At 48.8% G+C, this 22605-nt stretch carries 21 protein-coding genes; 10 read left to right on the top strand and 11 right to left on the bottom strand.

The window, feature by feature from the left end; genetic code table 11:
- Positions 1-13 precede the first annotated feature (13 nt).
- Positions 14-724: a DUF1176 domain-containing protein gene (locus AWQ22_RS14405; RefSeq protein ID WP_065711546.1), complete on the top strand. Its 711-nt coding sequence runs from the start codon at positions 14-16 to the stop codon at positions 722-724.
- A gap of 124 nt (positions 725-848) precedes the next feature.
- Positions 849-1832 carry a hypothetical protein gene (locus AWQ22_RS14400; RefSeq protein ID WP_065711545.1) on the top strand — a complete coding sequence of 328 codons (984 nt, stop codon included), beginning with the start codon at positions 849-851 and terminating at the stop codon, positions 1830-1832.
- Here the strand turns inward: AWQ22_RS14400 and nagA are convergent.
- On the bottom strand, positions 1829-2863 hold the full coding sequence (gene nagA / locus AWQ22_RS14395) for an N-acetylglucosamine-6-phosphate deacetylase (RefSeq protein WP_232321404.1): 1035 nt from the start codon (positions 2861-2863) through the stop codon (positions 1829-1831). The two genes, AWQ22_RS14400 and nagA, sit on opposite strands and share 4 nt — an antisense overlap.
- A 151-nt stretch (positions 2864-3014) precedes the next feature.
- On the opposite strand from nagA, the gene purE reads away from it, so the two are divergent.
- Positions 3015-3539, top strand: a complete 525-nt coding sequence (gene purE, locus AWQ22_RS14390) for a 5-(carboxyamino)imidazole ribonucleotide mutase (RefSeq protein WP_030007687.1) — start codon at positions 3015-3017, stop codon at positions 3537-3539.
- A 41-nt stretch (positions 3540-3580) separates the two neighbouring features.
- Entirely contained in the window at positions 3581-3805 is a 225-nt protein-coding gene (locus AWQ22_RS14385) for a YgiT-type zinc finger protein (RefSeq protein WP_065711543.1), read from the top strand.
- 10 nt (positions 3806-3815) lie between these two features.
- Here the strand turns inward: AWQ22_RS14385 and AWQ22_RS14380 are convergent, their stop codons facing one another.
- From AWQ22_RS14380 to AWQ22_RS14360, 5 genes are all read right to left on the bottom strand, one after another.
- Positions 3816-4511, bottom strand: coding sequence for a YkvA family protein (locus AWQ22_RS14380; RefSeq protein WP_232321402.1), 696 nt, complete (start codon positions 4509-4511; stop codon positions 3816-3818).
- Between the two features lie 40 nt (positions 4512-4551).
- Positions 4552-5286: an ABC transporter ATP-binding protein gene (locus tag AWQ22_RS14375; protein WP_062436324.1), complete on the bottom strand. Its 735-nt coding sequence runs from the start codon at positions 5284-5286 to the stop codon at positions 4552-4554.
- A 107-nt stretch (positions 5287-5393) separates the two neighbouring features.
- On the bottom strand, positions 5394-5753 hold the full coding sequence (locus AWQ22_RS14370; RefSeq protein WP_012308408.1) for a phage holin family protein: 360 nt from the start codon (positions 5751-5753) through the stop codon (positions 5394-5396).
- Between the two features lie 80 nt (positions 5754-5833).
- Complete coding sequence (locus AWQ22_RS14365) at positions 5834-6592, bottom strand: hypothetical protein (RefSeq protein ID WP_065711746.1); 759 nt, start codon at positions 6590-6592, stop codon at positions 5834-5836.
- A 242-nt stretch (positions 6593-6834) separates the two neighbouring features.
- Positions 6835-8424, bottom strand: coding sequence for a glycoside hydrolase family 57 protein (locus AWQ22_RS14360; protein WP_065711542.1), 1590 nt, complete (start codon positions 8422-8424; stop codon positions 6835-6837).
- A gap of 316 nt (positions 8425-8740) precedes the next feature.
- On the opposite strand from AWQ22_RS14360, the gene AWQ22_RS14355 reads away from it, so the two are divergent.
- Entirely contained in the window at positions 8741-9883 is a 1143-nt protein-coding gene (locus tag AWQ22_RS14355) for a histidine kinase (protein WP_065711745.1), read from the top strand.
- Here AWQ22_RS14355 and patD read toward each other — a convergent pair.
- Positions 9849-10220 carry a heterocyst frequency control protein PatD gene (gene patD / locus AWQ22_RS14350; RefSeq protein ID WP_065711541.1) on the bottom strand — a complete coding sequence of 124 codons (372 nt, stop codon included), beginning with the start codon at positions 10218-10220 and terminating at the stop codon, positions 9849-9851. The two genes, AWQ22_RS14355 and patD, sit on opposite strands and share 35 nt — an antisense overlap.
- Before the next feature lie 184 nt (positions 10221-10404).
- Here patD and AWQ22_RS14345 point away from each other — a divergent pair, with 184 nt between their 5' ends.
- The 3 genes from AWQ22_RS14345 to AWQ22_RS14335 all read left to right on the top strand — a co-directional run bounded on the left by AWQ22_RS14345 (position 10405) and on the right by AWQ22_RS14335 (position 15336).
- The gene (locus tag AWQ22_RS14345) at positions 10405-11673 is read left to right on the top strand and encodes an RNA-guided endonuclease TnpB family protein (protein ID WP_065711540.1); all 1269 of its coding nucleotides are present in this window, start codon (positions 10405-10407) and stop codon (positions 11671-11673) included.
- A 205-nt stretch (positions 11674-11878) separates the two neighbouring features.
- Positions 11879-14146: a bifunctional (p)ppGpp synthetase/guanosine-3',5'-bis(diphosphate) 3'-pyrophosphohydrolase gene (locus AWQ22_RS14340; protein WP_065711539.1), complete on the top strand. Its 2268-nt coding sequence runs from the start codon at positions 11879-11881 to the stop codon at positions 14144-14146.
- A gap of 119 nt (positions 14147-14265) precedes the next feature.
- Positions 14266-15336: a diguanylate cyclase domain-containing protein gene (locus AWQ22_RS14335; protein ID WP_065711538.1), complete on the top strand. Its 1071-nt coding sequence runs from the start codon at positions 14266-14268 to the stop codon at positions 15334-15336.
- On the opposite strand, the gene AWQ22_RS14330 is transcribed toward AWQ22_RS14335, so the two are convergent.
- From AWQ22_RS14330 to AWQ22_RS14315, 4 genes are all read right to left on the bottom strand, one after another.
- Positions 15314-16180 carry an NAD(P)-dependent oxidoreductase gene (locus AWQ22_RS14330; protein WP_065711537.1) on the bottom strand — a complete coding sequence of 289 codons (867 nt, stop codon included), beginning with the start codon at positions 16178-16180 and terminating at the stop codon, positions 15314-15316. The genes AWQ22_RS14335 and AWQ22_RS14330 overlap by 23 nt on opposite strands.
- A 242-nt stretch (positions 16181-16422) precedes the next feature.
- The gene (locus AWQ22_RS14325; RefSeq protein ID WP_065711744.1) at positions 16423-18144 is read right to left on the bottom strand and encodes an iron uptake porin; all 1722 of its coding nucleotides are present in this window, start codon (positions 18142-18144) and stop codon (positions 16423-16425) included.
- Between the two features lie 306 nt (positions 18145-18450).
- Positions 18451-18729: a 4a-hydroxytetrahydrobiopterin dehydratase gene (locus AWQ22_RS14320; RefSeq protein WP_012308399.1), complete on the bottom strand. Its 279-nt coding sequence runs from the start codon at positions 18727-18729 to the stop codon at positions 18451-18453.
- Between the two features lie 416 nt (positions 18730-19145).
- Positions 19146-20531 carry a TldD/PmbA family protein gene (locus AWQ22_RS14315; protein WP_065711536.1) on the bottom strand — a complete coding sequence of 462 codons (1386 nt, stop codon included), beginning with the start codon at positions 20529-20531 and terminating at the stop codon, positions 19146-19148.
- A gap of 235 nt (positions 20532-20766) precedes the next feature.
- Here AWQ22_RS14315 and AWQ22_RS14310 point away from each other — a divergent pair, with 235 nt between their 5' ends.
- The gene (locus AWQ22_RS14310) at positions 20767-21729 is read left to right on the top strand and encodes an orange carotenoid protein N-terminal domain-containing protein (RefSeq protein ID WP_012308397.1); all 963 of its coding nucleotides are present in this window, start codon (positions 20767-20769) and stop codon (positions 21727-21729) included.
- Between the two features lie 111 nt (positions 21730-21840).
- On the top strand, positions 21841-22554 hold the full coding sequence (locus AWQ22_RS14305; protein WP_157094642.1) for a fatty acid desaturase: 714 nt from the start codon (positions 21841-21843) through the stop codon (positions 22552-22554).
- Positions 22555-22605 lie beyond the last annotated feature (51 nt).

The raw sequence follows: 22605 nt of genomic DNA, 5'->3' as shown, positions 1-22605 counted from the left end.
GGAGGTCAGATATATGAGGTTTAAATTTATTACTTTTAGTACCCTGATCAGCCTTGGCTTGGGGTTAAGCAGTTGCCAAAATCAGTCTAATCCTTCTGCCCCTGAACCCGACGGAACAACACCTACCGATCCGACAGAAGAACCAATTCCTGTTCCCGCTGAACCATTGCCCCTAGTTAATTCTCAAGGGGCCGATACGAAGGAAGTAGAAGTAGTAGATCAGAATTATTCCTCCCCTGATATCAGCCAAGCAATCATTCCGGAGCTTTTGGAAAACCGGGAAGAATTGGGGCTTTGCCAAGAGTTTAGATTTGAATCGGAGCTCACAGAAGCGGCCTCTAATGTTTACCGTGTGGGTGAAGATGAGTATCTTGTGCACCTTGTTTGTGGCTCGACGGCCTATCAACTGCTCCAGAATTATTTTTTATACCGAAGAGACGAGGATCAATTCGATCTGACGCCACTACCGATTACTTATTTCTACCAAGATACGGATCAACAATTGATTAAAGAAACAGAAGTAACCAGAGCTGGGTATTCAGAATATGATCCGAGTAGCCAAACCATTAGTATTTTTACGAAAGGCAGAGGTTTAGGGGATTGCGGTAGCTTGGGGTTTTATCAATTTACAGGTACAGATCTCAGCTTAAATCGGTTTCTCCTCAAGGATGAATGTGATGGTAACTATATTGAACCTATTAACTATCCTCAAGTTTATCCCTAGGAAAATTATGAAGTTTTTTGCCTTGATTTGTTTAGCTCTGTGAAGTCCTAATTACTTGGCTAAAATGTCACCAAAATAGGACACAATGGGTAGATATATGGTTCTATTTTTGAGTCCATTACCCATGGAACAGAAAAATCTGAAAGCTTACCTTGATTTGGTACAAAAACTCTTAAACTGCCGCCGGGGTGAAGAGTGGATTGTCCTGCGGCAAAACGAGCAGTTGGTGGATGCCCAATTTATTGAAGTGATGGAACAGGTGGCTAACTACCTTGCGGCGGAAGGTGAACTGAATGGGGCTCGCTATCTCCACAACTGGGCGGGCAAATTACATCACATTCTCACCCAACCGAATCCGGTCGCGCCCCAACCAGATGCCACTACCCAAGCCTATGCCCAATTGATCGAAGCGCTTTTAAATTGTCGTCGGGGAGAAGAGCAACAGATTTTAGCGGCGAATCAAAAATTAATCACCCCGGATTTGGTGAAGTTTATGCAGGAGGTAGCCCGGCAGTTTGAAGACCAAGGTAAATCCCAAACGGCAGCTTACCTCCAGGATTTGGCCACTGCCGTTAATCGTACCTGGATTCAAACCCACGATTTTCAGCCGAACTTACAAAAAGCAAATCAATTAGCCCCAGATCCTTGGGATGATTCGCCATCAGCGACTTCCCCTGAACCTATGCCAACTGTTTCGTCATCTCAGCCTGGGACAATAGCAGGGCCAGAAGTTTTAGAAAAAGCAGATCCTCTGCCAACGGATACCCCGACGGTGACAACAATTGCTCTAGAGGAGGTCGTGCAAAATTTAAGTGATCAGCTAGGGGACATGAGAACAGAAATGGCGGCGATCGCCCAGAAGCTTGCCAGAGTAGAAGCGGCCCTTTCGGAATCCCGTCAAGCGTCTAATCCCCTCGCTTATCTCAGCGTTTTAGAACAGGCCGCCACGGCAGGTTGGATGATTTCGACGGACGAAGTGGCCCAATTGATCGGCGTTCAACCCAGTCCCAAAAAAGGGAAAAATAGCTTTGAGCGGGGCAATTGGCGGTTTGTCAAAGCGGGTAAGATTGGTGCCCAAACCGGTTGGCACGTGGAAAAAATTCACTAAAGTCGGCTAAATTCAACGGTGCCATCTACTCCTTGCCAACGCAAAAGGTTGATGGGTTTGCCCGTTGTCCAAGTCGCCATACCAAGGGCTTTTCGGGGGGCCAGAGTCGCTAAGGCGATCGCCTTTTCTAAATCACAAATACCCCACCGGACAAGGTTTTTGACCCCGGCAAACAGCGGTAACGTCGTGCCGGATAACGTGCCATTGTCCAAGCGAGCCGTGCCGTGGGTGACGGTAATTTGGCGATCGTCCCAAGGATATACCCCATCCGGGAGACCAATGGGGGCGAGGGCATCACTGACTAAAAAAGGTCGTTTCGCGGCCCGCAAAAAAATCTCCAACATCGTGGGATTGACGTGCTGGCCATCGGCGATCAGACCGCAGTAAACGTCAGGATTAACCATTGCTGCTCCCAATAAACCCGCCTCCCGGTGATGCAAACTGGGCATCGCGTTAAAGGCATGGGTGATCATCGTTGCGCCACGGGCAAAGGCTTGATTGGCTTCTGTTTCTGTAGCGAGGGAGTGACCCAAACTAACAACAATCCCCAAAGAGCGCAGATATTCCACACATTTATGGCTGGAATCGAGTTCTGGGGCCAGGGTAATGATTTTGATCATTGGGGCAAATTCGCCGATTACCTGTTGCAGATTCTTCAGGGTCAACGGTTGTAAATGTTGGGCTGGGTGCGCCCCTCGTTTTTCGTAATTTAAAAATGGCCCCTCTAAATGTATCCCCAAAATTTTTGCTGTATTCGGTTGCGGGTCTCCCCAAAGCTCGGCAAAAACAGCCAGCGATCGCCGGATATTTTCTAAAGAAGTGGTGACGATGGTCGGACAAAATGCGTCAATGCCCTGGCCCCAAAGATAATCACAAATTTCTTGAAGTTTCGGCAGATCCGTCTGGGTCACTTCCGGAAACGCTAAACCCAAACCACCGTTAATCTGTAAATCCACTCCCCCTAGGGATAATAAATCCCCAGCAATATCCTGGATATTTTCCTGGAATTCTAGTGGAATTTCGGCTTCCATTGGCTCCAGATGTGTTAAACAGCGATTTGCATCGAATCGCAACCAAAATTGACCTTCTAAACCAACAAGACATGCCCTGATCAGGGTTTGTGAAGAGTTCTCCCTTTGTTTATGATGGTTAGTCGGCATGACATACATGAGCTAAAAACCTATGAGTGTAATTAATCCCCTGGTTGGCATCATTATGGGGAGCGATTCTGATCTTCCCACGATGGAAGCGGCGATCGCCATCTGTAGACAATTTAATATTCCCCACGAGGTTGGCATTGTGTCTGCCCATCGTACCCCGGAGCGCATGGTGGAATATGCCCAAACAGCCCATGAACGGGGTTTAAAGGTGATTATTGCTGGGGCAGGTGGAGCCGCGCACTTACCGGGGATGGTTGCTGCTCTGACGCCTTTGCCGGTGATTGGGGTGCCCGTTAAAACCAGTACCCTCAGCGGTGTGGATTCTCTCTATTCCATTGTGCAAATGCCCCGTGGTATTCCGGTGGCGACAGTGGCGATCGGCAATGCGACCAATGCCGGTTTGTTGGCGGTGCAAATGTTAGGGGCGTTCGATCCAGCGCTTTTACAACAAGTGCAAGCCTATCGTCAAAGTCTCAAGGAGATGGTGCTCAATAAACAAACTCAATTAACGGCGATCGGTTATGAGGATTACCTCAAGCAAATGTAGTGTTTTGCAAAATGGAGGAAGTTGCTACAGGAAATTAGTAGATGAGCGACATTGCTTTTGAAGAAACTTTTGTTGATTCTTTTGTGACCTATTCCGTGGAAATTGCCGGGAAGATTTACGTTGTGGAAAATGTCCCGGCTAGGGTCTGCCAGGAGACGGGCGAGAAATTATTTGCGCCGGAGACGGTAGATCGGTTGCAGGAAATTATCTGGGGTCAACAACCGCCCCTCAAAGTTGTAGAAACGCCTGTGTATTCTTTTTCTTGAAACTTGTTGGTTAGGACGACAGAATATTCAGGACAATTTTGACGAGAATGGCGATCGCCGCTGCGGCAATACTGCCGAGAAGTGTTATTCTGACGTTGGTGGTGTGCTTTTTAATTTCGATTTCGGCCTTTTTTTCTGCCTGACGGGTCATGTATTTTTCTAACTCAAAGGCGAGGGTCGAACCCACCGCAATAATCACCGCTGCATCATCGGCTAACCCCGCAAAGGGAATCACATCCGGCACCGCATCGAGGGGCGAAACTAAATACAACAATGCGGCGATCGCCATGGTTTTTGACCGCCAGGCCACATTCGGATCCTTAATCAGTTGGGCGAGGCCTTGCACCTTTTGCCAAATATCTTTGATTGGCCCCCGGCGCATCTCCCCTAAATGAGCTTTAATTTTTTCAATATCCGCTGGCGTTACCCCCTGGGCAAACCGCTGGAATACCTGGGCAATGCGGGTTTTATCCTGTTCCCGTAAATTGGCTTTAACCTGTTCTTCGAGATCGTCGTGGAGAGTTGTGACCGCTGGCTGGGTTGGGCGAAATCTCTCAATGACCCGTTGCCAGGGCTTGGGGGATGTTTTCTGGGGGGGCGTCTCGATGGGTTCTGCGGCCACATCAATAATTTCTGGGGTTTCTGCTTCCGGCGATCGCCACCATTGCCGCCAAGAGGTTTTCAGATTGTCCAGAAACTTCACCACGACCGCAATTACCCAAGCTCTAGTTTTTACTGTAGCGAATCTAGGTCTCTTTGTAGGCGGCACCGAGGTAGAGTTCTCCGACCTTCGGGTTCGTTAGCAAATCTTGCCCTGTGCCCTCAAAGCGATCACAGCCACTTTCTAAAACATAGCCCCGGTCAGCAAATTCCAACGCCTTTTTTGCATTTTGTTCCACGAGCATAATCGCTTTACCCAGTTGATTGACCGCTTTGATTTGTTCAAAAACACTAGCCACGAGGATCGGGGAAAGAGCTGCTGACGGTTCGTCGAGGACGAGAAGATCCGGGTCTAACATCAAAGCCCGACCCATGGCTAACATTTGCCTTTCGCCCCCAGAGAGAGTGCCCGCCCGTTGTTTGCGCCGTTGTTTCAGCACGGGGAACATCGTATAAATTTGTTCCTTGAGATTTTCGAGGGAGCCAGACCGCACAAAGGCCCCCATTTCTAAATTTTCTTCGATACTCAGGTTGGCAAAGACATTTTGAATCTGGGGGACGTAGCACATACCCCGTTGCACAATTTGGTTGGGACGCAGGCCAGTAATGGGTTTTCCTTTGAACGTAATGTTGCCTTGGTTGGGGGTCAGGAGACCAAAAATCGTTTTAGCGAGGGTCGATTTTCCTGCGCCATTGGGGCCAATGACCACCACTAATTCTCCGGGAGCGATCCGAAAGTTAATGCCCTGGAGAATGTTTAGATCTTTGATATATCCTGCATAGACGTCATTGACGACCAAGAGATTTTCCGCAGTTGCCATAGATTTTGGGTAAAGATTGCCGATTTTCTCCCTAGCATAAAAGCAAATTGCCCCCCGGTTCACTACTGGGAGGCGAAATTTTGGGTAGAGTGAGTGACGAAAAAAGATTATTCGGTGAGTTCGTCGTCTTGGCCGAGGAGTTGATTGATCAAGCTGGAAATAAAGGTCAGCACCAGGGAACCAATCACCGCCGGGAAAAAGCCATTGACTTCTAAACCCGGTGTGAGGTAGCCGACTAACCCCAAGGCGATCGCATTGACAACCAGGAGAAATAGGCCGAGGGTCAAAATGGTCAGGGGCAGGGTAAAGAGGATCAAAATTGGTTTAACAATGGCATTCACAAACCCAAGGGCGATCGCCCCGATCAAGGCTGTGGTCAGGCCATTAATTTCTAAACCGGGGACAATGGTGGCCGTAAGAAAGAGGGAGCCAGCCGTCGCTAACCAAGTCAACAAAAACTGAGGCATAGTGAGTGCGGGGATGATGTTTTGCTCCCATTCTATCGGGACTTTTTGACCATTAGGGCATAACGGCGCAAACCTTAAACCTAAGCTTGTTTCCAGAAGTGAATAATTTCCCGCACATGGTTCAACACTTGGCTGTCTTCACTGAGTTGGGCGATCGCCGTCGTCGCTTCCCGGGCGAGTTGTTGGTGAGCCGCTTCATTGGTGGCTTCTAGTTGTTCGAGGGCGGCCCGCATTTTCGCTAAATCGCGCCGGAGGCTATGCCATTCTTCCTGGTGGGTTTGGCTATTTTTTTCGGTTATTTCTTGTAGGTTTTTAACTCCTGCCTCTAGGGTCACCACCCGGTGACGTAATTCCACCACATCTTCCCGGGGATATTGAATTTGTTGGCGAATCGACATAAGACGCTGGGCAATAAATTGGTAAGCCCGCACCGCTGGCCGCAATGCCGTGAGCAATAATATTGCCCCGCCTGTGACATACCCCACCGGACTAATGCCCCAGGCCGCCAGACCATATAATCCCAAAGCCGAAAGCAGATGGAGGGCGATCGCCAACAGCAAACCAAACCGAGCAATTTTTGCCACATAGGCTAACTGTTGGGCATCAACGGGGATATTTTTCTGGCGAGAAATCACCGCCTCTGCCTTTGTCTCTTCCGCCTCAAAATAAATATTCCACGGAATCGTTACCACCGCTAACAGCCACCAAAAACTGGCAATGCCCACCAGCCAATCGACTAAACTCCCCGCCGGAATCTGGAGCCACTGCAAAATGAAAAAGACCACTAGGGCGAGAAACCCCGACCCAAATCCAAAGCTAATAAAACTGTAACTAACCATCAGATTTTTTTCTCCTGCCCCAAGGGCGATCGCCTTTATTACCACCATTGTGGCGACCCAATCCCAGAAATTTTCTTGCCCTGTGCCACTTTTTGAACCGTCCAAAAAAAAATCCTCCCTTGAGGGAGGTGGCCGATAGGCCGGAGGGTGTCTTCTCCCCTTGAGGGAGGTGGCCGATAGGCCGGAGGGTGTCCTCTCCCCTTGAGGAGAGCTAGAGAGGTGTTTCTTGAGGGGTGTTCTGCCTACAAAGGCCGATAAACCCGATAATCAATATTCGGGAAAATATTATCCATCTTCTCAATCTTTTCGAGCCAACCCGCATCAATCTTGCCGATCTTTACATCCTCATAGATTTTTTCCAGGCGTAACACATGACTCTTAGTACGTCGTTCCGCGTAGGGCACCATAGTACCTGTGCGCATAATAAACGCCCAATCCGATGACTGTGCCAACAGCAACTCCCTAGCTGCTTGGTTCAAGGCCCGTTCTTCTAGTTCATCAGCTGGTTCCCGCGTCGAAAGCTCGATCATGCGTTCCGCAGCCTTGTGGAGATAGGGATAAATCCAAGCATTCGTCTGGTTAAGCCAATATTCATGGAATCCCTTGTATCCCCAACTCGATTGGGACGGCACAGCCACCTGTTGCGTCGGCTCCATTTTTAGATAATCTGCCAAGTGGGTCATCTGGTAGGTATTTTGGTCGTACCAAGACTTGCGGAAAAAGTAATCCAAGAACCAGGGGCCTTCGTACCACCAGTGGCCAAACAATTCCGCATCATAGGGAGACACCACAATCGGGTGATGCCCCATCATCTTATTCAGACGACCAATCTGTTGCTCCCGGTTGTACATGAAGTTGCCCGCATGTTCTGCCGCTTTTTCCCTCGCCCAGTAGGGATCATAAAGGCCTTTTTCGGATAAACCACCATCACGACTGGTGATCTTGTGGTACTTGATCCCCGTATTTTTCCGCTGGCCGTTGGGCATAATGTAGGGCTTGATATATTCATAGTCCGCTTCCCAACCGAGATCTTTATAAAACTCCCGGTAACAGACATCACCCGGATAACCCACCTTCGATGACCATACCTGCTGGGAAGACTCATGGTCCCGGCCAAAGGCAGCCACCCCTGTTTCGGTGAAAATCGGCGCATAGTTACCATAGCGGGGACGGGGGCGCGCATAGAGAATGCCGTGGCCATCGGTGAGAAAGTACCGCAGTCCCGCATCGGCGAGCATCCGCTCCAAACCTTCATAATAAGCACATTCAGGCAACCAAATGCCCTTGGGGGGACGCCCAAAATTCTCTTCGTAGCTTTCACAGGCCACCTGCAATTGTGCCCAAACTGCCTGGGGGTACATCTTCATCAGGGGGAGGTAGCCATGGGTGGCACCACAGGTGATGATTTCGAGGTTGTTACTGTCCTGGAACTGCTTAAAGGCCGTCACGAGATCCCGGTCATAGCGTTCCCAGGTGTCGAGGATGGCGCTAAATTCTTTGTGGTAATACTCCGCTAAATATTTAATGTGACCGTTGTATTTGTTATGAACAATTTCCTTTTCGACCAGCTCCATTAACAGCTTCATGTGGGCGTCGTAGCGGTCTTGGAGGAGAGGATCCCGGAGCATCGCCACCAAAGGTGGGGTCATGCTCATCGTAATTTTAAAGTCGATCCCATCTTGCTTTAGCCCTTCAAATACATGAAGCAAAGGGATATAGGTTTCGGTAATTGCTTCAAATAACCACTCTTCTTCAAGGACAAAATCACTTTCGGGGTGACGGACAAAGGGGAGGTGGGCATGGAGAACGAGGGCAACGTAGCCTAAAGCCATAGTGGTATTCCTTCCTTAAAAAGAGTCGCTTGCTGAACGATTTTGAGGCGTCGGTGTCAATTTCCATTAGATTCTAAAACGATTTGGTCAATGCACCGCATCTAACTCAAGTTTGAGGCTCTGGGAACATGGGGTAATTGGTCCTCTACGGATTACAATGGGTTTTGGAGTAAGCTCACCATAAACTGTTCTTTTCCCCTAGATTGTGCATGGTAGACAGATTGTGGATCACTTACTTTCTTGGGGCGAATTTGTCTTGTTTGAACTGCCTGTGTCTGCTGAAGATCAATCTCAACTTTCACCCGTTACGGCCGATATGCAACTGCGATTGTTGTTGTTTACGGATGAGCGTTTGGCCCATCGGAGTGAGATCAAGCGGGTGCAAGATTATCTTGAGCGTTTGCGGCAAGAAACGGATTTTTCTTTGGAAATTATCAATATCAAAGATCAACCCCAACTGGTGGAATTGTATCGTTTGGTGGCGACGCCTTCTCTGGTCAAGGTTTTTCCGGAGCCGTTGCAAGTCTTTGCAGGCAGCAATATTTTGCCGGATCTAGAACGGTGGTGGGGCCAGTGGCTGGATACAGTAGCGGCACTCAGAAAACAGCTTGGCGATCGCCAATTGGCAGAGGTTGAACGATGCGATCGCCGCTTGGCTGCGTCCCAGACAGAACATTCTAAGGAAGTAATGCGCCTGTCCGACGAAATCTTCCAATTGCAACGGGAAAAAGAAGCTCTCCTCAAGCAAATTGAATTTAAAGATCAGATTTTGGCGATGCTGGCCCATGATTTGCGCAGTCCCCTCACCGGAACGTCCATCGCCATCGAAACCTTAGAAATCCTCTCAAAACGTCCGGAAACGGAAAAAACAGTTGGGTTGCGGGGGCAGCTTTATCAGCAGGCGAAAAACCAACTCCAGATCATGAACCGGATGATCACAGAGCTGCTCCAAGAGTCACGGCAACTGCTGACCAAATTAGATGTTAAGCCCCAGCCGATGGCCCTGAGTCCCCTATGCCAACAAATCACAGAGCAAATTCAGGAGCGGTTTCAACGTAAATCAATTCAATTAGTTTTAGATATCCCCCGGGATCTGCCGGAGGTTTATGGAGACCGGGAATTGATCCGGCAGGTCATTGTCAATTTACTAGACAACGCCATCAAATACAGCCCTGAAGGGGGGCTTGTGCGGCTTGTGGGCCTCCATCGCACCCTCCAACAGGTACAGGTGAGTGTGATTGATACGGGCCATGGTATCCCGGAGGAGGAACAGGAAAAAATTTTTGAGGGGCATTTTCGTCTTAAGCGAGACGCCACCCAAGAGGGCTACGGTCTGGGTTTGGCCGTCTGTCGGCAAATTATCCAAGCCCACCAAGGCCGCATCTGGGTCGATAGTACCCCAGGCCAGGGCAGCGAGTTTCACTTTACGCTTCCGGTGTCAGGCGATCGCCAAGCTTAATGATTTCTGTGCAGTATTGATCGAGTTGGGTCAGGCGGGTTTGGATCTGCTGTTGTTTTTGGCTTTGGGTGCTGGGACTACGACTGCCCTGGAGAAAGATTAAATCGGTATTGAGGAGCCGCAGCCCCCGATACAATTCCGTGTGGAGCGATCGCCAAGCGCTATAGATTTTTTCAGGAAGCTGTTCCCCAGTGAGGGGGGCTAACTGGGTTTCCCAAAAGCTGAGGAACCCTTGGCCCTGACGGACTAAAGCCCCCGATTCCTGTTGGAGGGGCGTTAAATCTGTGGCCAGGGTTTGCAGATCGATTTTTAATTGTTGATAGGCGGAAAAATTCATCGAGTAGATAGTGCAAATTTAGAGAACAAACAAGCCATCAAAACTGTATTAAAATTAACATTGGTGATCATTTCAAAATACTTCAGCAAAAATTCGGCGAGGTCTCGACACTGAGGTTCGACCCGGAGGTAATAAAGCAAGACTTTTGTTTTATGGCACAACTTTCTGATCACTTTTTTAACTAATGTACCGCGCTTATAAGTACAGACTTTATCCGACTTCAGACCAACAGGTTTCTCTCACGAAATCTTTTGGTTGTGCTCGCTGGTTCTGGAATTATGCGCTGCATTTGTGTCAACAGACTTACCGGGCAACTGGAAAAGGTTTATCCCGTGGCTATCTTCAAGGGCTTTTGCCTACTCTCAAAAAGGAGCATGAATGGCTAAAAGAACCCTATTCTCAGTGCCTTCAGGTGGTCGCCCTCAATCTCTCGACTGCCTACAAAAACTTCTTTGAGAAGCGGGCAATGTTGCCCCGCTTCAAGTCAAAGCATGGAAAGCAATCCATTAGCTACCCCCAGAATGTCAAATTTGAGGGGGATTACGTACATCTACCCAAGATTGGTGCTGTTTACTGTCGTGTTCATCGTCCTCTTGAGGGAACGATAAAAACCGTCACGGTTTCACGAACTCCTGATGGTAAATATTTTGCTTCTGTGTTGGTGGATGATAGACAGGAAAAGGTTGAGTCGGGGCCGACCGATAAGGCTGTAGGGATTGATGTGGGATTGACTCACTTTGCGATTACCAGTGAGGGTTCTAAGTTTGCAAACCCCCGGCATTTTGCCAAGCATCAACGGAACCTAAAGCGAAAACAGCAAAGGCTTTCTCGGACACGGAAAGGGAGTCGGAATCGACAGAAGGCAAGGTTGGCGGTGGCAAAAGTCCATGGCAAGATTGCGCGCTGTCGAGGGGATTTTCTCCACAAGCTATCCCGCAAGGTAGTGAACGAAAACCAAGTGATTGTGGTGGAAAATCTCAATGTGAAGGGCATGGTGAGAAATCATAATTTAGCCAAAGCAATCAGTGATGCGGGCTGGGGAATGTTTTGCACGATGCTTAAGTACAAGGCGGAATGGGAAAAAAAGCAATATCTGGAGATTGACCGCTTCTTTCCTAGTTCTAAAACCTGCCATGTGTGTCTAAACCGGGTAAAAAGTCTGCCGTTGGATGTACGAACTTGGAATTGTGAAGGGTGTGGCACTCATCATGACAGGGACATCAATGCAGCAATCAATATCAGAAATGAAGGCTTGCGGATACTTCGACTGGACTCAGTTCAAGTATTGTCGTTGGGAACCAGCGATACTGCCTGTGGAGGGAATGTAAGACAACCTGGCAAAACGTCTGTTTTGTTGGATGCAGTTCCCGTTGAATCAGGAAGCCCATGCTCATCGCTAGGCGTAGAGCATCAGGTAGTTCACGTGAGAATTAAGGTACCTATACTTAAGTGAAGACCAGTCTTTACGTTAGGTCCATTGTGGAAGTGTTAAAGTTCATAACTCCATATTCTTAATTCTTTGGGAGCAAGTCCCTAGCTTTTTCTTGACCACCCAGAAGCGTGGGTTAAGCTTAAGTTAAATCACCTTTGTCAATAGTCCTGCTTCTGCCTAACCCACTGTCGCTGTCGTTGTTGTTTTTCTTCTCCCCTGTGTTTCTATGACTGCTTCTCCCGTTCAATTAACTGCCGCATCCGAAACAGAAAAATTTGATGTGCCGCTACCTGCTTGGTTGAAAAATTACCTTTATCAGCCAGAGCAATTGGTCGGGGTCTCCGAAGGCGATCGCCAACTCATCGGTGAAGCCTTCCGCTTTGCCCATGCCCTCCACGAAGGTCAAACCCGTAAATCTGGTGAGCCTTATATTGCCCATCCCATTGCCGTAGCAGGATTGTTGCTTGATCTAGGCGGAAATGGCGCAATGATTGCGGCGGGATTTCTCCATGATGTGGTCGAAGACACAGAAGTCAGTCCCGAAGAAATTGAAGAACGCTTTGGCGCTGAAACCCGCAAGCTTGTTGAAGGGGTAACCAAGCTCACCAAGTTTACTTTTTCCAGCAAAACAGAACGCCAAGCAGAAAATTTCCGGCGGATGTTTCTTTCCATGGCCGAGGATATCCGCGTGATTGTCGTGAAACTCGCCGATCGCCTCCACAATATGCGCACCCTCGAACATCTGCGCCCCGACAAACAAGAACGCATTGCCCTGGAAACCCGTGAAATCTTTGCGCCCCTAGCCAATCGCTTAGGGATTTGGCGTTTTAAATGGGAACTAGAAGACCTCTGTTTTAAGTATCTAGAGCGGGAAGCCTACCGTTCGATGCAAAAACACATTTCCGAAAAACGCACCGAGCGGGAAGCCAAACTCGAAGAGGCCATCGAAATTATCCGCGATCGCCTGCGTCACCTGGGCCTCCACGTCTGGGAAATTAAAGGTCGCCCGAAACACCTCTACAGCATCTATCACAAGATGCAACGACAACACAAAGAATTTGACGAAATTTTTGACATCGCTGGGATTCGGATTATTGTCGAAACCAATGACGAATGTTACCGCGCCCTGGCGGTGATTCATGATGCCTTTAAACCGATTCCTGGACGCTTTAAAGACTACATTGGCCTGCCGAAGCCCAACCGTTACCAATCGCTCCATACCACCGTTGTCGGCCTAAATGGTCGCCCCCTCGAAGTGCAAATTCGCACCATGGAAATGCACCACATCGCCGAATACGGGATTGCCGCCCACTGGAAATACAAAGAAGCTGGTCATTCCGCCGCTAGTTTCACTTCCGAAGACGAAAAATTCACTTGGTTGCGGCAACTGATCGAATGGCAAAGCGACCTCAAGGATGCTGAAGAATACATTGATAACCTCAAGGACAATCTCTTTGAAGATGATGTGTATGTCTTTACCCCCAATGGAGATGTGGTGGCCCTGGCCAAAGGCGCTACTTCCATCGACTTCGCCTACCGCATTCACACCGAGGTGGGGAACCACATGAAAGGGGCGCGGATCAATGGCCGTTGGTCGGTGTTAGAGAAAAAACTCCGCAATGGCGATATCGTCGAAATTATTACCCAAAAAAATGCCCACCCCAGCCTCGATTGGCTCAATTATGTAGTTACTCCCAGTGCCAAAAATAGGATTCGCCAATGGTTTAAGCGATCGCGGCGGGATGAAAACTTAGCACGGGGCCGCAGCTTACTCGAAAAAGAATTAGGGAAAACGGGCCTCGATTCGATCCTCAAATCCGAGGCGATGCAAACCGTTGCCCACAAGTGCAATTACCAAAACACTGAGGATCTGTTGGCGGCTTTGGGTTACGGCGAAGTCACCCTCAACCAAGTGGTGAACCGCTGGCGGGATCAAGTGCGCGACCAGGAAGAAGAACATCTCCCCCAACTGGAACTAGAAGCTTCTTTAAACACAGCGACGAAACCGGCCAAGCCCCTCCAAGATAGCCATAAATACCCCATTGCTGGCATTGAAGGGTTGGTTTATACCATCGCCAGTTGTTGTGCGCCCTTGCCCGGCGAACCGATTATCGGTATTGTCACCCGCAGCCATAAAGGTATTTCCATTCACCACCGCAGCTGCGCCAATGTGCAAAACTTCGATGGTGATCGCCTAATTCCTGTGAGTTGGAATCCCAGCATCGACCAAAAGCACGCCCCGGTCTACCCTGTGGATCTCCGCATTGAAGTCATTGACCGGGTGGGAGTCCTGCGGGATATCTTGTCACGCCTGAGCGATCAGCACATCAACGTGCGGAGTACCAATGTCAAAACGAGCCACGGCCAACCAGCGATTATTTCTTTGCGGATTGAAATTCGTAATGCCCAACAACTAGCCCACAGCATTAATCAAATTAAAAACATGAGCGATACTTTGAACGTGCGCCGCGTCACCCAAATCGAGCAGGAATAGCAGCCTAAGTGATCATACTGAAAATCTCTGAAAGGTCGTCAAATTAACATCAGAGGGCCGATTGCCTAGGGCAGTAACCCGTTAGAATAACCATATAGTTCTTTTTGCGCCTAGAATCTATGACCGCTGATTCTGCCTCAATGCAGGATGATCAACCGTTAATTCTTGTCATTGATGACGATCCAATTTCGCGTCGCCTGATTCGTTTTTGGATGGAAAAAGAAGGTTATGCAGTCGCTGAAGCAACCAATGGTCAAGAGGGACTAGAAATATTCCAAAAAACCATGCCCGATATTATCCTGTTGGATTTTATGATGCCGGTCATGGATGGCTTGGAATTTTGCAATGCCTTTCGACAACTCCAAGCCAGCACTGAAATTTCTCCTGCAAAAAATACTGAATCTTCCCAGGAAACTTTCCTGCTTCGTCACGAATTGGTGGCCTACCAACAAGCAGAAGATCTGCTGACAAAGATCGCCCGCACTCCCATCTTGATGATTACGGCCCGGGAGGATGACGAATCAGTCACCAAGGCCTTTACCGCCGGGGCAACGGATTTCATCACCAAACCGATCCACTGGACAATTTTGCGCCAACGGGTGCGCCATCTCATTTATCAGGCAAAGCTCTACCAACGTTTGGAAGCGACGAATGTGCAATTGCAACGGTTAGCGGCTTTAGATCCTTTGACCCAACTGGCGAATCGTCGGGTTTTTGATTTGGTTTTAGAGCGTCAATGGCGACTGATGCTCCGCAATCAAATACCTCTCTCGATTATTTTCATTGATGTGGATTTTTTTAAAAATTACAATGATACCTATGGTCACCAGGCTGGTGATCATTGTTTGTTTGAAGTAGCCCAGGCGATCGCCAGCCAAGTGAAGCGACCCACAGATTTAGTTTCCCGTTATGGTGGCGAAGAGATCATTGTCATCTTGCCAGATACCCCCGGTATTGGGGCGCAATTGTTAGGAGAAAATATCATCGAGCAAGTCCGCAGTTTGCAGATTCCCCACCAGAGCTCTTTGGTAGCGCCGATTGTCACGGTCAGTTTGGGTATCGCCTCCATTGAACCAGGCTGTGTGACGACGAATCCAGAAAAATTTGTCGCCCTGGCGGATGTCGCGCTATACGAAGCCAAGGCCCGCGGTCGTAATCAAATGGTCGCTAAGGTGTGGGGCCAGGATTAATCACTTGATAAATAGCAGAGTAGTCTGCCTCGGCGAGATTTAGGGCGATCGCCTGCTCGATAATGTCTCGAATGCCTTCTAGCCCAGTCGTATCGAGGCCCACGGTTTTTGCGGCTGCCAAAAAGAGCCTAGTATCTTTGAGTAAATGCTTTGTGGGGAAGTTGGGATTTGCAAAGGTGCGATCGCCCATGCGCGGCAGTTTTTTATCAAAGGTGGGGGCATAGAGGGCACTATCTCGCAAAATCCCCATAAATTTATCAAGATCGACTTTTTCCCGTTGGATTAACCCTAAACTCAGGGAAAAACTAGCTGTTAAGCCCGCAATCAACTGATTTAAAGCCAATTTCAGGGCTGCTGCCTGACCCACTGCCCCAATATATTTCGGGTCTTGCCCCAGGGTTTTAAAAATTGGCAAACAGGCTTGGAATAATGTTTCTTCGCCCCCGACCATCACCAATAATGTTCCTTTTTTCGCTTCGGGAATACTGCCGAGGACTGGTGCTTCTAGATATTGACCTTGACGTCGCTGAACTTCTTCGGCGATCGCCTTACTTTCTTCCGGGGCAATCGTCCCCATCTGGATAATTGTTTTCCCTGTAAAGGAAGTATCTGCGTTTTCTAATAAGACCGTTTGGATTGCCGCCGCATCACTGAGGGTCAAAATTAAATAATCACTGTTGGCGATCGCCGTTTGGGGATTCGTCGTTACTGTTAAACCTTGTTCTTCCAGAGGATTCAGTTTGTCTGTTGTCCGGTTGTAAGCGGTCACCAAAAAATTTTCCTGGGCTAATTTCAGGGCGATCGGTGTCCCCATTAGCCCCATCCCAAAAACACTAATTCTCATCAAGTTCTGATTCCATAGACATCACTTACCATCTTCCCCTAATATCCTGCTTTAGAAAAACAGAGTATGAAGGGAATTAGAGAAGCATTAATCCTCCCTAGAGGGAGGTGGCCGACAGGCCGGAGGGTGTCTTCTCCCCTTGAGGGGTGGGGGTGTCCAAAAAGAAAACCCCACCCGGAGGTGAGGCTTTCTCAAAATCAAAAAGTGTGAGAATTAAATCTGTCTAAACAAAGTTAACTGACTTAGAAAGTGAAGGTAGTGCGGAGAGTACCGATGATGGCATCTTCTTCACCCAGCACACCCTGAGCCGCATCCTTCAACCAGATTACGCCAGGAGTGATGGAGATTCCGTCGGTGAGTTGGTACTTATAGAAACCTTCAACTTGCAGAGGAGTCTTGAGATCACCTTCTGCGAGGTAAGGAGGAGCACCAGCAAAGAGACCAAGAACGTTACCTTCTTTACCGAGGTCGTTGAAGGCTACACCAAGACCATAGCTCCAGATGTCGAACTCGTCGCTAGAACCAGAAACTTTGGCATCAGTGTACATCCCGTAAGCGGCTAAGGAAATACGGTCAGTAATGTCAAACTTACCTTGAACACCGTAGCTATTGGCTTCAGTGCCGAACAAGCCAAGAGCGTTCGCCCAAGCTGTACCATTTACTGCAGAACCACCACCGAAGTCATAGATAGCACCGCTGTCGTGGTAGCTGTTGACGTAGGTTACACCCAACTCAGCTCGATCGCCGAGGTTGAAAGCAATCTGTGCTAGTGCACCGTATTCACCGTTGAACAGACCATTGCTTTCAGTGGAATCGGCTGCTTCATCAGCGAGGTAACCCAAGGAGATATCAACGGGGCCGAGAGGCATGTTGAAACCTAAACCGGAACCACCACCAATGGTGTAGATGGGGCTGGATGCAGCAAGTTGAGTTAGAGATCCGCTACCACCGGTGAAATCTTCAAGGCCAGTTGCACCGAAGGTTGTGCTGGTGTAGTCACTGTGGAGACCACCAAAAGCTGCGAGGTAAACATTTGCTCTGCGGAGAGGGAAGTAGTAGGCCAACCAGTCGATGACAACGTCGTTGCCAGTGTCGAGGTTAAAGGTTTGGAAGCCTACACCAGAGCCGAGATCAGGACCATCATCAACAACTGCACCTGCAGTGGGGGAGAAAGATGAAGAGTTCCCAGCAGTCAAGCGAGTGATTAAAGTATCTTTACCGGTGAAGCTGGTTTCAAGGGTCAGGCGAACGCGGTCGGTGAAAGTCGTTTGAGTATCATCATCATCATTGGCAACGATGGTGGCACCGTTAAACCCGCTGGCTACACCATCTCTCAAGAAGCCAGGTGTCAAGTCAACATCATCAATTGTGATGTCTCCTTCACCCCCTTCAAGGCGAAAGTCTAGGGCATTCACGTCGCCGAAACTATCACCAATTGCGAAGACAACTTCACCTTTCAGTTTAGTTGTGGTGGAGAATTGATTATCTTCAAGGAATTCAACGCGACCTTCGAGGTCATCGACGCGAGCGCCTAGGGTAGCCAGTTCCGCTTCAAATTCGTTGATCAAGCGACGGAGTGCAGCGAGATCTTCGGGGGTTACTTCAGAACCACCGCTTTGTATCATCCGCTCGATTTGTTGTAAACAAGCGTTCAGACCAGCCGCAAATTCATAACGGCTGAGGGGACGGTTACCACGGAAGGTGCCATCGGGGTAACCAACGATACAGTTGTAGTTTTCGACTAGGTTACGAAGCGCGTCAAAGGCCCAGTCAGAAGGCGATACATCGCTGAGTTGGAAAACGCTGTTTACCTGAGCAATGTCACCTTGACTGTAGGTGTTGATTTGATTAAGGAGTTCGCTGTTATTTGCTTGGGCTTGGGCGGTGCCAGCAGTGGCAACGGAAACGCCGACAGCAGCGGAAGCAATGGATAGAGACTTCCAGAGAGATAAAGATGTTTTCATTTGTTTTTCCTCACACATTAGGCACTAGATTCTGAGATTTCAGATTAGGCCTTTGTATCAATCATATTAGCTCAAAATTTTGGATTGGGAATGGATTCGTCATAAGAATTTTTTGATGATTCCTTTACCTATCCATTAAGTAAAAGTTACCTGAGAAGTTTTGTCAGAAATGTTACAGCATAGCCTCCTGGATTTTGAATCGATAGAGTGCTTGCGCTTATTTTTTTTCTTCTAGATAGAAAATCTAAAAACTTCCCAGATGTTTTTCCTTAAGGTTTTGTTTGAGGTGTTGGCGGCTTTTGACGTTTACAGTTGATCGAAAGTTCCGGCGAGATCAAAATCTTTTTGGGTAAGGCCGCCAGCGTCATGGGTGGTTAGGTTTACGGTGACTTTGTTGTAGGAAATCTCGATGTCGGGGTGATGGTCGGCGGCTTCGGCCGGTTCGACGAGTTTGTTTACAAAGTCAATGGCCTCAATAAAGTTTTTGAACTTAAATCGGCGTTGAATTTTGTTATCAACCTTTGACCATTCAGGAAATTGACTCAATTGTGCTTGGATTTCGGTGTCGGTCAATCGGGTTGCCATGGAGAAAACCTCCTCTAAAAAACTATCCGCCCTTACTAGGGTTATCTCTACGATAACGAAGCAAGGGCGGTCTAGTCGGGTCTCTTTAGTTAAAATCTGACTGCCGGAAGGAACTCCGACTCTCTTAACCTACTCAGCAGAGTAAGCAAAATTTTAGAGAACAGCCCCGGCACGCAGCCGATTTACTTTAACTGTGAGACCCATGTTGTTACTACTGTCATTCATGGGCATCACCTCCTATTCTCCGGCAGGTTTTATCCGGTAGAACCTCTTTATGCTGGCACAAGCATTTTGAAAATTCAACATTCTCCACTCTAGGGACACCACCCTCCGGCTTCGGCACCTCCCTCAAGGGAGGATCTTTTGGGGGCCGGAACATCCTCCAGTCTTCGGCCACCTCTCTCTAGGGAGGATGTTTAGCCGACGACGACATCACGAATGCGCAGGGAGGGGCCGCCACAACCGACGGGTAAACCGCTTTGGCCTCCCTTGCCGCAACCACCGGATTCGTCCCAGTAAAAATCGTCGGCGATCGCCTCAATATTTTTTAAGGTTTTAAAGACGTTGCCAGAGAGGGTGACATCCTTGACGGGTTCAGCAATTTTGCCATCGCGGATCATCCAAGCTTCCCCGGCACTAAAGGTAAACATTTCACCGTTGGTCATGCCACCGAGCCAGTTTTTCGCATACACCCCTTCTTTGATGTCCGTGGGTAAGTCGGCAACGGGCGTTTTACCCCGTTCGATCCAAGTGTTGGTCATGCGAACAATGGGCGGATAGTGATAGTTCAAACAGCGGGCGTTGCCTGTCGGTTTTTCATCGAGCTTGCCAGCGGTTTCGCGGGAATGGAGGCGGCCCACAAGTTTGCCATCTTGAATCAATTGGGTCGTGGTAGCCGGAACGCCTTCATCATCATATCGATAACTACCACGATGGCCTACTGGGGCGGCTCCATCAAAAATCTGGAGATCTTCCCCACCAAATTGTCGGCCCATGCTCATGGTTTCGAGAAGATCGGGATTTTCATAGGCCATGTCCGCTTCGGAGAGATGCCCAAAGGCTTCGTGGACAAATAGCCCGGTCAAAATGGGGTCAATGACAACGGTATAGGTGCCGCCTTTGGCTGTGGGGAGGGTTAATGAGTTAACGGCCCGCTGGGCTGCGCCTTTAACTTGTTCATCGAGGTTTTCTAGATCTTCGTAGGCTTTGCGGGAACCGGTGGTTTCCCGCCCGGTTTGCACCGTTTCCCCATCACGGGCCGTGGCGGAAAAACGCATTTCTAGATCAACCCAGGACTGTTCGATCAGGGTGCCCTCTGAAGTCGCCAAGATGATGTGCTGGGTACTGTCGCCGTAACTGACCCTGGTGCTGGTAATCTTACCGCTCTGGCTCAAGAGCAAATCACTGTAGCGATCGCATAATTCTTTTTTCCGCTGTAAAGGAATGTGGCGTGGGTCGCTTCCGCTTAGGGGTAAAGAGCAAACCGCTTGGATTGGGTCAATGGGAGCCAAAAGTGTTTCATCATCGCCGATTAAAATCGCGGCGGCGATCGCCTCTTCGATCCGGAGCTGCAGATTTTCGAGATTATTAAAGGCCGCAAACCCCCAACCGCCCTTGTGACAAACGCGCACCTGGCCCCCAAGGGAGGTACTTTCACTGAGGGTCTCGATCTTATTTGACCGCAAAACAATACTGCTCCCCGCTGACTGTTCCAAACGAATCGCTAGAAAATCCACTTGATTTTTGTACCGTTGGATCAGATCCGTTAGCTGATCCTTGTACCCAGCCACAATTTTCTCCATTGCCTTCCCCTTAATCTGAGCGCTAAACATAAAACAATTTTGACATTAGCCTTAGATAATTGAGAAAGTGTCGATGAGATCCAAAAGGCTTGCCTTGTCTAAGTTTCCCACTTTGACTAATCAAAAGTAATGCCATTGCCAACATATTCTTATCCAAGATGTAAACAATTGTTAAGTTTTTGTGTGTTAACCTTGACTCAAGGACAAAAACTAAACTTTCACGGAGCACATTTGTATGCCTTATACTCTCGATGCAGCAAGAAACATCTTCCCCAGTACATTAACTGCGGATGTTGTGCCGGCTACCAGCGCTCGGTTTAGTCAGCTGAGTGCAGAGGATCAACTGGCATTAATCTGGTTCGCTTACCTGGAAATGGGTAAGTCAATCACTATTGCTGCTCCTGGTGCGGCAAATATGCAGTTTGCAGAATCTACCCTTTTGCAAATCAAGCAGCTCTCTTTTAAGGATCAAGCCCAGGTAATGTGCGACCTGGCGAACCGTATCGATACGCCTATCAACCGCACCTATGCGACTTGGTCTGTAAATATTAAGCTCGGTTTCTGGTACCGCCTCGGCGAATGGATGGAAGAAGGCAGTGTTGCACCGATTCCCGCTGGCTACAAGCTGTCTGCCAATGCTTCTGCGGTTTTAGATACGATCCGTAGCCTTGAACCCGGCCAACAAATTACGGTTTTGAGAAATGCCGTTGTGGATATGGGTTTTGACCCAGCCAAGATGGAAGGGTATCAGCGTGTTTCTGAGCCGGTTGTCGTGCCGACGGAAATTGCACAGCGGGAAAAAATCGAAATTGAAGGTGTCGATAACCCCACAATTAACCAGTACATGACCAACCTCAATGCTAATGATTTTCCGGCATTGATCAGCCTCTTTGCAGAAGATGGTGCTCTCCAGCCGCCGTTCCAACGTCCGATTGTCGGCAAAGATGCCGTATTACGCTTCTTCCAAGAGGAATGTCAAAATCTGAAACTCAACCCGAAGAAAGGGGTTGTAGAACCTACTGATGATGGTTACACCCAAATTAAAGTCACTGGTACCTGTGAAACGCCCTGGTTTGGTGCTGCGGTAGGCATGAATGTCGCTTGGCGCTTCCTCCTCAATCCTGAAGGGAAAATCTTCTTTGTGGCCGTTGATTTGCTCGCGTCTGCGAAAGAACTGCTCAACCTTGTGCGTAAGTAGTGAATGCTTGGATGAATTGCCCTAATTCTCAATAAATTCATCCCTGGTAACGTCCCAATTGGGGCGTTTTTTTGTCAGTATGGCGTGGTTGGAGGCAACATTTTGAAATTGATGCGGCAAGAAGAGGGTCTGGGACTACTGTGGGCGATCGCCATTTTCTCGGCTTGGCTGGGAAGTGCTGTGTATTGGTTGAGTCATCCGCTAATGGGGCTGTCCTGGCCTGGGATTGTTGCGGGAATTTTCGTGAGAACTTTTTTCCACACAGGTTTATTTATCCTGGCCCACGACGCCATGCACGGTAATTTGTTGCCGAGTTCCCCCCGTTGGAACCATCGCCTGGGCCGCTGGGGGGTCAGTTTGTACGCTTGCTTGTCCTACAAAGACTGTATCCGCAACCATGCTAAGCACCATCGCCACCCTGCCCAACCCGGAGACCCGGACTTTCATAATGGGCGGCACCGCCATCCGCTGCTTTGGTACTGGCATTTTATGGGGAAATATTTAGCGTGGCGGCAATTCTGGGGATTTGTGCTAATTTTCGGGGCGATCGCCTTACCGTTAAATGTGCTGGGCCATGTGCCCTACGAAAATTTTTTTGTGTTTTGTCTGCTGCCGATTTTTCTCAGTTCTTGGCAACTGTTTTTCTTTGGGACTTATCTGCCCCACCGCGATCGCCCCTCTCTCCCTAAACGCATCAGTAAACAGTCAATTGGGTGGCGAATTTGGTCATTTTTAAGCTGCTACCATTTCGGCACATTTCACGAAGAACACCATCGTCATCCCCATAAACCTTGGTTTCAGCTACCGGATCACGGTGTTTCTTAACAAAATTGTAATAAAAACCTTAAATTCCTGTGAGCACGTCGCTTGAGCGGT

Origin of the sequence: Picosynechococcus sp. PCC 7117, from assembly GCF_001693275.1 — a bacterium.
Lineage (GTDB): Bacteria > Cyanobacteriota > Cyanobacteriia > Cyanobacteriales > MRBY01 > MRBY01.
This window is presented reverse-complemented; position numbering and strand designations above follow the sequence as displayed.

Excerpts from the sequence above, each read along its gene's own strand:
- AWQ22_RS14405 (WP_065711546.1), top strand. The coding sequence starts at position 14 with ATGAGGTTTAAATTTATTACTTTTAGTACCCTGATCAGCCTTGGCTTG.
- AWQ22_RS14400 (WP_065711545.1), top strand. The coding sequence starts at position 849 with ATGGAACAGAAAAATCTGAAAGCTTACCTTGATTTGGTACAAAAACTC.
- nagA (WP_232321404.1), bottom strand. The coding sequence starts at position 2,863 with ATGGAAGCCGAAATTCCACTAGAATTCCAGGAAAATATCCAGGATATT.
- purE (WP_030007687.1), top strand. The coding sequence starts at position 3,015 with ATGAGTGTAATTAATCCCCTGGTTGGCATCATTATGGGGAGCGATTCT.
- AWQ22_RS14385 (WP_065711543.1), top strand. The coding sequence starts at position 3,581 with ATGAGCGACATTGCTTTTGAAGAAACTTTTGTTGATTCTTTTGTGACC.
- AWQ22_RS14375 (WP_062436324.1), bottom strand. The coding sequence starts at position 5,286 with ATGGCAACTGCGGAAAATCTCTTGGTCGTCAATGACGTCTATGCAGGA.
- AWQ22_RS14370 (WP_012308408.1), bottom strand. The coding sequence starts at position 5,753 with ATGCCTCAGTTTTTGTTGACTTGGTTAGCGACGGCTGGCTCCCTCTTT.
- AWQ22_RS14365 (WP_065711746.1), bottom strand. The coding sequence starts at position 6,592 with ATGGTTAGTTACAGTTTTATTAGCTTTGGATTTGGGTCGGGGTTTCTC.
- AWQ22_RS14360 (WP_065711542.1), bottom strand. The coding sequence starts at position 8,424 with ATGGCTTTAGGCTACGTTGCCCTCGTTCTCCATGCCCACCTCCCCTTT.
- AWQ22_RS14355 (WP_065711745.1), top strand. The coding sequence starts at position 8,741 with ATGCAACTGCGATTGTTGTTGTTTACGGATGAGCGTTTGGCCCATCGG.
- patD (WP_065711541.1), bottom strand. The coding sequence starts at position 10,220 with ATGAATTTTTCCGCCTATCAACAATTAAAAATCGATCTGCAAACCCTG.
- AWQ22_RS14345 (WP_065711540.1), top strand. The coding sequence starts at position 10,405 with ATGTACCGCGCTTATAAGTACAGACTTTATCCGACTTCAGACCAACAG.
- AWQ22_RS14340 (WP_065711539.1), top strand. The coding sequence starts at position 11,879 with ATGACTGCTTCTCCCGTTCAATTAACTGCCGCATCCGAAACAGAAAAA.
- AWQ22_RS14335 (WP_065711538.1), top strand. The coding sequence starts at position 14,266 with ATGACCGCTGATTCTGCCTCAATGCAGGATGATCAACCGTTAATTCTT.
- AWQ22_RS14330 (WP_065711537.1), bottom strand. The coding sequence starts at position 16,180 with ATGAGAATTAGTGTTTTTGGGATGGGGCTAATGGGGACACCGATCGCC.
- AWQ22_RS14325 (WP_065711744.1), bottom strand. The coding sequence starts at position 18,144 with ATGAAAACATCTTTATCTCTCTGGAAGTCTCTATCCATTGCTTCCGCT.
- AWQ22_RS14320 (WP_012308399.1), bottom strand. The coding sequence starts at position 18,729 with ATGGCAACCCGATTGACCGACACCGAAATCCAAGCACAATTGAGTCAA.
- AWQ22_RS14315 (WP_065711536.1), bottom strand. The coding sequence starts at position 20,531 with ATGGAGAAAATTGTGGCTGGGTACAAGGATCAGCTAACGGATCTGATC.
- AWQ22_RS14310 (WP_012308397.1), top strand. The coding sequence starts at position 20,767 with ATGCCTTATACTCTCGATGCAGCAAGAAACATCTTCCCCAGTACATTA.
- AWQ22_RS14305 (WP_157094642.1), top strand. The coding sequence starts at position 21,841 with ATGCGGCAAGAAGAGGGTCTGGGACTACTGTGGGCGATCGCCATTTTC.